This window comes from Anaerophaga thermohalophila DSM 12881, from assembly GCF_000191885.1.
GTDB classification, from domain to species: domain Bacteria; phylum Bacteroidota; class Bacteroidia; order Bacteroidales; family Marinilabiliaceae; genus Anaerophaga; species Anaerophaga thermohalophila.
Genome location: NZ_AEWI01000018.1, coordinates 87,297 through 100,293, shown reverse-complemented (window position 1 = coordinate 100,293; position 12,997 = coordinate 87,297). Strand labels below are relative to the sequence as shown.

Here is a 12,997-nt window from a genome sequence, read left to right as displayed (position 1 = left end):
GGCTGTTAGCACGGAGATTGCAATATGTGCGAGGCCGAAGGCTTACGAATTTTTGAAGAATTTGAAATCGACGTTGATTTAAAAATCAAAGAAAATAAAGCAGGGACAAAAATAATATATATTGACAATCCTGAATTTGGCAAACCTAATATTGGTAGTATCTATCTGAATAATATAAAATTCTTTGTTTCAACACCTCATATTGAACTTGCAAATGAAATCGGAAATTATCTTAGGAAAGTTCTTATTTCAGAAAAGCCTTCAGAAACGGAATATTTTGAATGGTTAAATCAATTGGCCTATAACCAGTACCAGTCAAAAGTTGGAATAGAGTCATTATTGAATGATTTTGAAACAAAAAATGGCTTTCAAGTCATAATTCCATTTACTAATGGCACAATTGAAAGAATTGCAAAATATCTATTTGATAATGGATTAGAGTTTACTGAAAGAATGGTAAATGATGCTCAAAATTTTTGTAATGATAAGGATGAATTTATTGAAAACCTTGAAAAACAGTTTTACAAGGTTGTGAAAAAGGGAGTTGCGATACCTGATAAATTAAAACCAAATCTGGAAAAATTATTTGTTCAAATACGAAACGAAGAAGATACACACAAAGCCATTTACAGACTTTCAACAATTGGAGTTGTGGACGATTATACTGTTGATTACAACTCAAAAACTATTGTTACAACAATAACTAAAAAGCCACAAGGGTATTACACTCAAAAACTGAAAGAGTATTTATTACAATACAACAGCCCCGAAAAAACAGATGAAAAATTAGTACGGCTGCCATTCTATAAAGGTAATACCGAAATACAAAAATGTTTAGGTTTTCTGATAAAGTTCGTTTATGAAGAAATAGCTATTCAAAGAAGGGCCGCTATTGATGCAATGGAGGAAGCATGTATAATCGGATTAGACGAAAACGGAAGTCAACAATTCAAAGAATTTGTTGACTTGTATATGAACTCAAAATATGCAAGACCTGAATACTTACCTTCCGATACTGACAAAGGATTAAAGGCAGATTTTTCTATCGTTGAAAAATATATGGACATAGTAAGGACGGACGTTGGTGAAATAAATAACTTGAAGCATTTGAGAGGTGCAACTACAAGACTTTTAGTGGAGCGTCCAGACAACTTTGTTTTCATTCTTCTTAAATCATTTTCTATCTTAATTATTGAAAAGGACAACGAAGATTTTATAGAAGAAGCACAAATTGATTTAATCAAGGGTTTTCTAAAAGTACGAGAAACAAACAAAGAAGATATTCATTCATTGAATCATAAGGTGGACATTTTTAAAGAAAAAATAATGGGCTTTGATTTAGAGGCAGTAGATAAAATTGAGGAAGTGGAAAGTGCTTTATTTCTTATTTTACACTATAATTGGCTAACAGAGTTTATTAATAAATTTGCAGGAAATTATGATAGACCAACAGATTAACGAGCAATTGGGTTTACTTCAAAAAGAACTATCTCGATTAAAGACAGTAACCGATTATATTGACGGTGCTAAAGAAATTTCAATCAATACTATTGCTGAGCTTGAAAAAGTCCAACAGAATTATGCAGTCTATACTGACAAAATTTTCAACCTCTACAAACAGTCTGTAGATGATTTAAAAAAGAACACAGAAATACAAATCAATGATGGAGTTTCGAAGTTTGAAATTACGGGCAACAAAATTGATACTACCAATAGGGAAAAACTTGTTGAAATAAAACGCCTTTTAGAGCAATACAAAAATATTGTTGAAGCCACGGACAGTTTAGTGAAGACATTGAAAGCAGTTGATTTTCCAGCAAGACTGTCAATAATTGACGAAAGTATTCAAGTGGTTGATTCAACTTTGAAGGCAGTTAATTTTCCAGCAAGACTGTCAACAATTGACAAAAATATTCAAGTGGTTGATTCAACATTGAAGACAGCTATACAATCTATTGGTGATAACCAAGCAATCCTAATTCAGCGACTTGAACAACAAGTCAAAAAATTCAGACTATTAGAAGCAGTTTTATTTGTTATCTGTGGTTTAATAGCAATCGGAACAATTGCGACAATTTTTGTATTGAAATAGTCAAAACTTTTGATGGCACATTTGTATTTTTGCCCTCACAATGGCGAATTCTGATAAAACTTTCAGTGACTTACAAATCAATAACACCTTCTATTGCCGTGATTTCCTGGGTGATTTTGATCACTTCATCCGGATGTTTCATTACGGCTTTACAAGTTATGCCAACATGGCGCATGCTTTTGGTATGATTAAACGTAATCTCTCCATTTTCGGGAAGCATTGATACCACTTTATCGACTTTACCGAACTGGTTGGGAACGATAAATTTGAACATATATAACTGGGGCCATTTTCCCTGCTCGCCCAAAATGCGTCTCAGGTTTCTGTAGTCTTTCATTGCCATTTTTTCTGTTCTTTTTTTCAAGTTATTTAATATTCTGTTACTTTTTTGCAATGATTTGATGTTCAGTTTTTTGCAATAAAAGGGTTTTCCCTGACAAAATGCAGGATATCAAAGTTATATGAGATAATTCTCATATTTGTTATACAGGGGAAAATTTCCGGTTCTATATTCTGCCTGTCCCTGATATTCGGGAACTTCAATAAATAGTGCCCGTCTATAAAGTCGGGAAAAGTTGTAACAAATTATGTGTCTGTTCAGAAAGTGTCATTTACAAGGCTTGCGAAGTCCGAAAATACGGAGTTTACTTATCTAAATGAGTAATTTTCAGACAAGCGTAACGCAGTAAATGGCACTTTATGGACAGAGACTAAACAAATTTAATACCGATGAACTATCTTTCATCTAATATCTAAAAATCTGACAATATATTGTTATTGGGAATCTGATATTTTTTCTAATTTTAAGGAAAATAGTCCGTTGGATATATTCAAAAACCTTTGGATCACGTATTTGTATTTCAAAAACCTTCGTATTAAAATTCATATTTTCAGCATGATACGATTCATCTTGCATTTAACATCTAAAAATCTATCGGTCTATTCTTGTAAGGAAAAACAATTCGTTTTTATCAATTTTTAATCAGGGAAAGAAAATTTTTCTACTATGACCTTTTTTAGTGACGGATGTTTTAGATTAACCGTTTTATGTCAAAAAGGTTTTTATTTTATGGGACTTGTAATACTTTGTTTACGATTATCAGAAGATGTAATCTTTTCCCTTTAAAAACCATGGCTTTATGAAGAAAAATGACTTGTGGAAAGTTATTTATGACGATTATGTTCCCGACCATGAGCCCCTGAGAGAGGCATTATTTACATTGGGAAACGGGTATTTTGCTACTCGTGGAGCAGCCGAAGAATGTGATGCAGGCGGTTGCCATTACCCGGGAACATACCTTGCCGGGGGTTACAACCGTGCCCGTTCGGAAGTTTCAGGACGTATTGTCGAAAATGAGGACCTGGTAAACTGGCCCAACTGGTTGAGTCTTTCTTTCAGGCATGAAAATGGCAGTTGGTTTCGGATAGATGATGTTCAAGTGTTGGATTTCAGACAGGAGCTGGACTTGTATCGTGGACTGACAACGCGTACAATTGAATTTGAAGAGGAGGATGGAAAGAAGACTTTGTTGGTGGCCAGAAGATTTGTGGATATGAACAATCCTCATTTTGCAGGGATTGAATGGTCGCTGACACCAGTGAACTGGTCCGGGAAAATTCAGATTCGTTCAGCTTTGGATGGAACTGTTATCAATAGTGGTGTACCGAGGTACAGAGAACTTAGCTCTGAACATCTTCAACCACTTGAAACAGGCAGGTTCGATGACGAAAGCATTTATCTGAGGGTTCAGGCTAATCAGTCAAAAACCAGAATGGTTCAGGCTGCCAGGACAAAAGCTTACAGGGGAGATGCGGAGATTCCCGTCGAACGGGAGTATTTCAGTAAGGTTGGGTATGTCGCCCATCTGTTCGACCTGGAATGCCGGGAAAAAGAAACCCTCAGAATAGAAAAAATTATTTCCTTGTTCTCATCGCGCGATAGAGCCATTACCGAACCTGTTCTTGAAGCCCGTAATGCGCTTTCGGATGCCGGCACTTTTGAGGTCTTGCTGGAATCACATGCACATGCCTGGGCTGAATTGTGGCATCGCTGCGACATTGATTTGAAAGATGGTGATGAAAATACTCAGATTATTCTGAGACTTCATATTTTTCATATTCTGCAAACAGCTTCGGTGAATACCATTGGTTTGGATGTTGGAATTCCTGCTCGTGGCTGGCACGGTGAGGCATACCGCGGACATATATTCTGGGATGAGTTGTTCGTGTTTCCGTTTTTAAATTTTCAGTTACCCGAACTGGCCCGTTCGTTATTGATGTATCGTTATCACCGCCTTCCTGCAGCCCGGCGGGCAGCCCGGAAAGCCGGCTATAAAGGCGCTATGTATCCCTGGCAGAGTGGAAGTAATGGACGGGAGGAGAGTCAGGTTGTTCATCTTAATCCCCAATCGGGAAAGTGGGACCCCGACAGTACATACCTTCAACGTCACGTTGGTATTGCTATTGCTTACAATATCTATCAGTATTACGAGGCAACCCGTGATATCGAATTCCTGACCGCATACGGAGCCGAGATGATGTTTGAGATTGCCCGTTTCTGGTCAAGTCTGGCCACTTTCAACAAAAGGCGTAAAAGATATGAAATACATGGAATAGTAGGGCCGGATGAGTTTCACACTCAATACCCTGATTCTGATAAACCGGGACTCAGCAATAATGCCTATACCAATGTGATGGCGGTTTGGGTATTGCGGACGGCTCTGGACTTCGTTGATCTGCTTTCGGATACCCGCAAACGTGAATTATTTACCGAACTGAAGATTGATGACAAAGAAATTGAACGGTGGCAGGATATCAGCCGAAATATGTTTGTTCCATTCATGGATAACGGAATTATCAGCCAGTTTGAAGGATATGAAAAGCTTAAAGAACTGGATTTTGAAAAGTATCGTAAAAAATATGGCGATATACAGCGACTCGACAGAATATTGAAAGCCGAAGGGGATAGTCCGAACCGTTATAAAGTCAGCAAACAGGCCGATGTGCTGATGTTGTTTTATCTGCTTTCGTCCGACGAGCTTGAATCTTTGTTCCGCCGCATAGGTTATCAGTTTAACAGGGAAACCATTCCTGATATGGTGGATTATTATATTAAGAGAAGCTCGCATGGTTCTACCTTGAGTCGTTTGGTTTATTCATGGGTATTTTCACGTACTGACCGTGAGGAATCTTATCATATTTTCCAGGAGTCGCTCAAGAGTGATTTCGAAGATATTCAGGGCGGAACAACGGCTGAGGGCATTCACCTCGGAGCTATGGCCGGAACGGTAGATATGATTCAGCGTTGCTATACCGGACTGGAAATCCGGGGCGGCATACTTTGGCTGAATCCCAGGCTCCCGAGGGAGATTAAAGGATTCAATATGCGTATCAGATATCGTGGCCATTGGATATGGCTTCACTTTACTCAGCACCGTGTTGAAGTCTCCTTTGAGTCTGGGCGTTCGCCTCAGATTCAGATTGGTTTTGTGGATAAGGTTTATGAGCTGGGTGAAGGCGATTGTAAGGAGTTTTTATTGTAATCGAGTATCTGGTTTCAATAGTGCTTTTTGTCTGAACAATTTCCCCGAACAATCTTACTTTTTCACAGAAGCCTTCTGTCCGGACAGCTCTGACATTATGAAAGGTATTTTTTTCGAGTTGTCCGGCATAAAAGCGAAATGGAATATAATGTTCACCATATCCGGTCGCAAAACCGTTTCTGTCAATTTTTTCAATAAGAACTCGCCGGGTTTTTCCGATGAACGACGAATAGAATGTTATTTGATTTTTTTCTGACAATTCTCTGAGCATTGTAGAACGTTCGGCCTTCAATTTCTCAGGGACCTGGTTTTCCATCCGTTCAGCACGGGTTCCCTGGCGCACCGAATCCGGGGGCCATGGATGTATTACTTCCCTGGTCATATCTTGTGGGTGCGGAGAGGTGAAGTATGTCCAGAATTCTTTTCCCGACTTATTGCCAAATTCTCCAATTCTGCGCAGCAATTCAGCGAACCCTGTTTCTTTTCCTTTTTTATCCAGACCATAGGAGTTAACATTTTGGCCCGGTAAAGTAATTGATTTATAGCCTTGATTTACCATGTGGCGTACTTCATCAATATTATCATGGATCAAAAAAGGATAGAGGATATTTGCTGAAAAAACAATATAACCCTTAGTTATATCCTTCAAGACTTTCACTAACTTCGTTGTTTAGAAAAAATCAATCAGGTTGATGAAACGAGCATGACAAAGATTGTTTTAATATAGATTAATAGATTAATAGATTATTAGATTTAAGATGGTAAGATGTAAGATAAAACGGGCCTGACAAGGCATAATACAATAAGAATATGTATAAATGCTTGCATGCGGGTTCCATTCGACCAATAACTTAGATAAATTTTATACTGATGAAATCAGGAAAAGAATATAACCGATCGGAAGGAAGATTTTTAATAGTACAACGTGTCAGTTATTCATTGCTGGCGATTATTCTTTTTGTTTATGGTCTCATTGCTGTACGTAATTTTTTATGGCCCATAGCTTTCGGGTTTTTATTGTCTTATTTGTTTTATCCGGTTGTTAATTGGCTTGAGAAACACAAAATTCCGAGAATACTGGCCAATTTTATTGCCATTGTGACAGGTTTAGGGATATTGATAAGTTTGGGACTTTTGGCTTATAGTAAAATTTCGCCCATTGTCGGAGATTTTCCCGGCTTAGCTGAAGCCGGATTGAGAAACCTTGCCGATTTTATATCCGGAATCAGCGAACATTTTGGGTTCGACAAGGAAGAGACAAGAAACTTGATTAAAGAGCAGGCCGCTAATTTACTGGCCTCAGGGGGGCAGTATGTTCAGGACATTTTTAATGCCACAACCAGTACAATTGTCAGTTTCGGTCTTCTTCCGGTTTATATTTTCTTGTTTTTGTATTACCGAACCAAGTTTGCCTATTTTTTGATGATGATATTTGGACGGAAGCATCGTCAGGAAGTCATTACCATACTGAGAGAGATATCCAGGGTTTTTGCCCGGTATATGGCAGGTGTACTTGCCGTTGTGTTTATCCTGTGTATCATTAATTCATCGGGGCTGATGATCATCGGGCTGCGGTATCCAATTGCATTTGGAATTATTTCGGCGCTCTTTAATTTTATCCCTTATTTCGGGACGCTTCTGGGTGGTGCTGTACCCTTGTTGTTTGCACTGATAGGAGAGAATGATCCGTCGCTGGCTTTCAGAGTGGTCATTCTTTTTATTATTATTCAGTTTATCGAAAACAATATCCTGACCCCTAATATTGTAGGAGGTAATGTTCGTGTCAATCCATTTTTTATCATTACCGGACTGGTAGCAGCAAGTATAGTCTGGGGTATTCCGGGGATGTTGCTTATTGTCCCTTTTCTGGCCATTACAAGAATTGTTCTGTCACACATTGATTCGATGAAGCCTTATGATTTTTTGCTGGGGGATCAGGGAACGGCTAAACACGCCATCTCTATAGAGAATATTAAAAAACGCTTGAAGTTATATCGCAAAAAAAAGTAATAGGACGCAAAAGGCAAACAGACTATAAAACCTTTTTTGCGATTTCTGCGTTCCTTTAATTTTGCGTTCCCGGCGTGGAATAAAAACCGACAAAAGCTCATAGCTCCTCACGGTTTGATATTCCGTTGATCCGGATTTCTTAGCGACTTCCCGAATTATTCCTAAATTTGCAGCCGGATAAAAACAAAGCATTTAATAATGGCTCAGAAACCATCTATACCAAAAGGGACACGTGACTTTTCTCCTGCCGAAATGGTGCGGCGAAACTATATTTTTGATACCATCAGGGAAGTTTTTCAGCAATATGGCTATATGCCTGTCGAAACGCCGGCCATGGAAAATCTCGATACCCTGTTGGGTAAGTATGGCGATGAAGGGGACAAACTTCTTTTTAAAATTCTCAATTCAGGCGATTTCCTCAATAAAGCTGATGAAAAGCTGCTGGCTCAAAAAGATTCTTCGCGGTTAACCGGACAAATCAGTGAGAAAGGTTTGCGTTACGACCTGACGGTTCCTTTTGCAAGGTTTGTTGTTCAACATCAGGGTGAGTTGACTTTTCCATTTAAGCGTTACCAGATACAACCGGTGTGGCGTGCCGATCGTCCCCAAAAAGGAAGGTATCGGGAGTTTTTTCAGTGCGATGTGGATGTCATTGGCAGTGATAGTCTTTTTAATGAAGTGGAATTGGTGCAGATTGTGGATGACGTTTTCCGGAAGTTGGGAATCAGGGTGATTGTTAAACTCAATAACCGGAAAGTGTTGGCAGGAATTGCTGAAATTATCGGAGAATCTTCCCGATTGACAGACATCACTGTGGCCATCGACAAACTGGAAAAAATTGGTTTGGAAAAGGTGAATGCAGAACTTTTGGAAAAGGGCCTGTCAAATGCAGCCATCGAAAAATTACAGCCAATTTTGTCGCTGAGCGGTACAAACACTGAAAAACTTGACCGGCTTTCCCGGGTACTTGCTTCATCAGAAACAGGAATCAAAGGCGTTAATGAAATACGTGAGGTGTTGACAATATTGGCTGATTTGGAGTTGAAAACCGATGTGGAACTTGATCTTACGCTGGCCCGGGGTCTTAACTACTATACAGGAGCCATTTTTGAAGTAAAGGCCCTTGACGTTGAGATTGGCAGCATTACCGGAGGAGGACGGTATGACGATCTTACCGGCATCTTCGGGTTAAAAAATGTTTCTGGTGTTGGCATTTCCTTTGGCGCCGACCGCATTTTTGATGTCATGAATCAGCTTGAACTTTTTCCTTCGGAAGTGACGGCGGGTACTCAGCTGATGTTTGTCAATTTTGGTCCTCGCGAGGGGCTCTGGTGTCTTAAGCTTGCTACAGAATTAAGACAGCAGGGGCTTAAAGTAGAAGTTTATCCCGATAGCGCCCGGATGAAGAAACAAATGAATTATGCCAATAAGAAAAATATTGGTTTTGTCGCCCTGGTGGGAGAAGAAGAGATGAAGGCCGGCACCGTAACTTTAAAAAATATGGCATCAGGGGAGCAGTTTTCTGTGAGTCCCGCCGAAATTGCGGGCAGAATCAAAAAAAGCAAATAAAATTCTTATTCCTGTTTCAAAATCTTATCTTTGTTGATTAAGAAAATCAAAGAGTACTGCATAAAAGGCATGTTTTTGTCAAAATCAAGGCATGCTCATCAAAACTTCGTTACAAATGTTTTTTGTAGGCATAGGAGGCTGCTTTCTACCTTATCTCATTTTATTGGGGTTGGTATTTACTTTTTCCATCCAGGCGCCGGCCCGGACATCAGGTTATGCCATGAATGCCGGCCAAAATGAAGACAGTGCCTGTCGGATTGATGCGTCATTATCTGCTTCCGCTTCTTGTTTACAGGCGAATTATATCTATTCTTCGTATTGTTCACACGAATGTTCCACAGAAAAATATGATTATAAAGAAAAGAAAAGCCAAAGCGTTTTCATGCTGGTTCTCTTGCCGGTACAAGCAATTACGCGCGAACAATGGTTTCTTCGGGATGATTTTCTAAACGATCGTTTCTCCCTGTTGAATTTCTCGGGCCTTTCACCCCCCTCTTTATGTTGCTTTGTTTAGCCGTTTATCCGGAGTTTGTTCCGGTTTAAATTAATTCAACATTTACACTTAGCATCGAACTTCAATATGATTGGAATAATCGGATTAAGTCATAAATCCGCCCCGTTGGAAGTCAGAGAGCAATATGCTTTCGATAAAGAGGATGTTGGTCGCTTGTCAGAATGTATTCTTGCCGGCAGCCAGGTTGAAGAAATATTGATTCTGTCGACCTGCAACCGGACTGAATTGTATTTTTCTTCTCATCATCAAAATCAAGACAGGGTTATTGAGCATATAGAAAATTGTTTGCAGGAATATGCTGTTTCAGGCACGACAAATAAAACTTATTTTTATTATCTTTTCGATCGCGATGCTGTAATTCATCTTTTTCGGCTCATTTCGGGGCTTGAGTCAATGGTAGTGGGTGAATATCAGATTGTTTCTCAAATAAAGGACACGGTGAATGCTGCCAGAGAGCAGGGTTCCATCGGAAAAATTCTTAACCGCCTTTTTATCAAGGCTTTAGAAGTTGGTAAAAAGGTTCGTTCCCAAACAGGAATTAGCCGTGGTGCTTTTTCAGTGAGTTATGCAGCGGTCGAGAAATGCCGCGAACATTTTTCCGATTTGGAAAAACGTAAAATTCTTTTGGTCGGTGCAGGCGAAACAGGCGAACTTGTCGTAAAAAATTTGCATAAGCGGGGATGCCGGTTTATTTCCATTGCGAACAGAACCATCGAAAAGGCTCAACAGGTGGCTGCAAGGTTTCATGCCGACATTGTCCCTTTTAATGACCTGGGCGAGGCTATCGCTGCTGCAGAGATTGTGATTACGTCTGTTTCGGGTGAACATCTCATCAATAATAGTCTTATAGAGGAACATCAACCCGATCACAAAGTGATGATGATAGACCTGGGAGTGCCCAGGAACATTGATCCTGAGGTGAGCGGAATAAAAAATGTTCGCCTGCTTAATATTGACGATTTGCAGAAAGTGGTTTTGCAGAATGAGGAGAAAAAGAAAAGCTATTTCGAGAAGGCTGAGAAAATTATTAACGAGAAAGTTTCGGAATTTGAGGAATGGCTGGACAGTCGTGAACTATCACCAACCATAAATCACATTGTTTCATCGGTTCGTCAGATACATGATGACGGACTTAAAGCTTTTGGTTCTTCGCATTCGGCGACTGAACTGGAGATAATGGAAAAATACGGAAGTTATCTTTCAGAAAAAATGATCAATACGCTGGTAAAAAATCTTAAATCCACGATGAAGGATGGGCAAAAAGATGATATGGTTCAACTGGTTCATCATTTGTTCGACCGGTAAAATGTGATGACAATAGAGAAAATAAACATAGGAACGCGTAGCAGCAAACTTGCCTTGTGGCAGGCTCATCAGGTGAAGGAGGCATTGATGGGTATTTTTCCGCAGATGACGGTGAATATTATACCCCTTAAAACCAAAGGGGACGCTGTGCTTGATGTGGCATTGTCTAAAATCGGTGATAAAGGCCTTTTTACCCTTGAAATTGAAAATGCATTGCTGAAAGGAGAAATTGATATCGCTGTTCACAGCCTGAAAGACCTGCCAACCATTCTTCCCGGGGGACTTACCCTGGGTGGTGTCTTGCCCCGGGGCGAAGTGCGTGATGTGCTTGTTTCCCGCGACAGACGCAAACTGAAAGATATGAACCCGGGGGATCGTATAGGAACTTCGAGTTTACGTCGACAGGCTCAGATTCTTCACTATAATCCGGAGCTTAAAGTGGTTGATATTCGCGGAAATGTTAATACACGTCTCAGAAAAATGTACGAAGGACATTGTGATGCCTTGGTAATGGCCGGAGCAGGGTTTATTCGGCTCGGTCTTGAATCGGAAATTACGGAGTATCTTGATACGGATATCATGCTTCCGGCTGTGAGCCAGGGAGCTGTGGCTATGGAAATCCGTGATGATGATGCGAAGGTCGCTCAAATTGTCAGTGAAATTACCGATGAAGTCACGCTGCAGACTACCAGCGCGGAGCGAACGTTTCTACAAACTATTGAAGGAGGTTGTCAGGTGCCGGTAGGATGCTTTTCTGAAATTAGAGGTTCCACGATTCGTTTGACCGGGATAGTGGCCTCTGTTGATGGATGTACGCTACTGAAGGAAACCATGGAAGGAGAACGGGAGAACGCCGGTATCATTGCAGCAGAGCTGGCCCGAAAGATACTGGCAATGGGCGGAAAAGAAATACTCAATGGCCTCAGATAATTTTGACCACCTTTGGGGGTCTTATTATATTACCCGCTGAGAGCGTTGCCTGAAGGACGCCTGTGGTTATCGCAAATAACAGGATTGCAAATCCTGAATTAAGACAACGCGGATTACCGCCCGGCTTTGCCGCTTTGCTCTGCAAAGAAACCCGCATTCGCGCTTCCTGCAAATTTTTGCAATATATTGAGTACGGTATAAAAAGATGCTTTTTAGACCTGGCTCCCGGATAAAATAAGAAAATAAATATTTTAAATATGGCGAAACAACCGACAGTGATATCTACCTGGCCGGAAAAACCGGATGACAGGTTTAAAACGATCCTGGAATCGCAGGATATCACCGTGTTGTCAATGCCTGTGATAGAAATTCATACCTCTTTCTTTGAATTGAAACAAAATATAAATGATTATCAGTGGATAATTTTTACAAGCAAAAACGGAGTCAGGTTTTTTTTGAAGAAATACAGACCTTCACCTGCCAATCAAATTGCTGTTATTGGAAGAGGGACCGCATCGGCTTTGCTGGAAGCGGGATATGAACCTGATTTTACGGGCAGTGGGCACTCAGGAGAAAAGTTTTCTGAAGAATTACAAAGCGTTTCGGGAACAGGCAAAAACATTCTTTTGGTACTGGGGAATCTGGCTCCGGATCTTTTGACAAAATCTTTGAGTGCTAATAATCAGGTGGAGCGTGTCAATGTTTATGAAACAAAACAGCCCGAAAATTTTGATGAAAGTATTTTGAACAGAATAAAAAGTGATGATTATGATTTAATTGCAGTGAGTAGTCCTTCCGGCATAAAAAATCTTTGTCACCTGGTTTCGGATAAACTGAAGGCTTCATTACGTGTCGTCAGTATTGGTGAAACAACAACTTCCGCTGCTTTGAAACTGGGTATTAAGGTGAAGGCTACTGCTAAAGATCAGAGTTATGAAGGGTTGGCAAAAACGGTACTTGGAATGTTGAACAGAACCGGATAAGAAAGGGGGTTGAATAACCGGTCGAAATGCTCGTCTTAAATCTAATATTTAA

General features: G+C 40.0%; 11 protein-coding genes. 9 read left to right on the top strand and 2 right to left on the bottom strand.

The window, feature by feature from the left end; genetic code table 11:
• The first annotated feature begins 24 nt into the window (after positions 1–24).
• Together ATH1_RS0107175 and ATH1_RS0107170 are read left to right on the top strand one after the other, a co-directional pair.
• Entirely contained in the window at positions 25–1,458 is a 1,434-nt protein-coding gene (locus ATH1_RS0107175) for a hypothetical protein (RefSeq protein WP_010419480.1), read from the top strand.
• Positions 1,439–2,092, top strand: a complete 654-nt coding sequence (locus ATH1_RS0107170; protein ID WP_010419477.1) for a hypothetical protein — start codon at positions 1,439–1,441, stop codon at positions 2,090–2,092. The genes ATH1_RS0107175 and ATH1_RS0107170 overlap by 20 nt, the downstream gene beginning before the upstream one ends.
• A 70-nt stretch (positions 2,093–2,162) precedes the next feature.
• Here ATH1_RS0107170 and ATH1_RS0107165 read toward each other — a convergent pair whose 3' ends face one another.
• Positions 2,163–2,429 (bottom strand): hypothetical protein, encoded by a 267-nt coding sequence (locus ATH1_RS0107165; RefSeq protein WP_245531736.1) that lies wholly within the window; start codon positions 2,427–2,429, stop codon positions 2,163–2,165.
• A gap of 802 nt (positions 2,430–3,231) precedes the next feature.
• On the opposite strand from ATH1_RS0107165, the gene ATH1_RS0107155 reads away from it, so the two are divergent.
• Positions 3,232–5,634 carry a glycoside hydrolase family 65 protein gene (locus tag ATH1_RS0107155; protein WP_010419473.1) on the top strand — a complete coding sequence of 801 codons (2,403 nt, stop codon included), beginning with the start codon at positions 3,232–3,234 and terminating at the stop codon, positions 5,632–5,634.
• On the opposite strand, the gene ATH1_RS22180 is transcribed toward ATH1_RS0107155, so the two are convergent.
• Positions 5,516–6,292, bottom strand: coding sequence for a hypothetical protein (locus ATH1_RS22180; protein WP_029164005.1), 777 nt, complete (start codon positions 6,290–6,292; stop codon positions 5,516–5,518). The two genes, ATH1_RS0107155 and ATH1_RS22180, sit on opposite strands and share 119 nt — an antisense overlap.
• A 212-nt stretch (positions 6,293–6,504) precedes the next feature.
• Between ATH1_RS22180 and ATH1_RS0107145 the strand changes: the two genes are divergently transcribed.
• The 6 genes from ATH1_RS0107145 to ATH1_RS0107115 all read left to right on the top strand — a co-directional run bounded on the left by ATH1_RS0107145 (position 6,505) and on the right by ATH1_RS0107115 (position 12,945).
• Positions 6,505–7,644 carry an AI-2E family transporter gene (locus tag ATH1_RS0107145; RefSeq protein ID WP_010419468.1) on the top strand — a complete coding sequence of 380 codons (1,140 nt, stop codon included), beginning with the start codon at positions 6,505–6,507 and terminating at the stop codon, positions 7,642–7,644.
• 198 nt (positions 7,645–7,842) lie between these two features.
• Positions 7,843–9,213, top strand: coding sequence for a histidine--tRNA ligase (hisS, locus tag ATH1_RS0107140; protein WP_010419463.1), 1,371 nt, complete (start codon positions 7,843–7,845; stop codon positions 9,211–9,213).
• Between the two features lie 115 nt (positions 9,214–9,328).
• Entirely contained in the window at positions 9,329–9,727 is a 399-nt protein-coding gene (locus ATH1_RS0107135) for a hypothetical protein (protein ID WP_010419461.1), read from the top strand.
• A gap of 66 nt (positions 9,728–9,793) precedes the next feature.
• Positions 9,794–11,032 (top strand): glutamyl-tRNA reductase, encoded by a 1,239-nt coding sequence (gene hemA / locus ATH1_RS0107130; RefSeq protein ID WP_010419458.1) that lies wholly within the window; start codon positions 9,794–9,796, stop codon positions 11,030–11,032.
• A 6-nt stretch (positions 11,033–11,038) separates the two neighbouring features.
• Positions 11,039–11,962, top strand: a complete 924-nt coding sequence (gene hemC, locus ATH1_RS0107125) for a hydroxymethylbilane synthase (protein WP_010419456.1) — start codon at positions 11,039–11,041, stop codon at positions 11,960–11,962.
• Between the two features lie 257 nt (positions 11,963–12,219).
• Positions 12,220–12,945 (top strand): uroporphyrinogen-III synthase, encoded by a 726-nt coding sequence (locus ATH1_RS0107115; protein ID WP_010419451.1) that lies wholly within the window; start codon positions 12,220–12,222, stop codon positions 12,943–12,945.
• Positions 12,946–12,997: the final 52 nt, after the last annotated feature.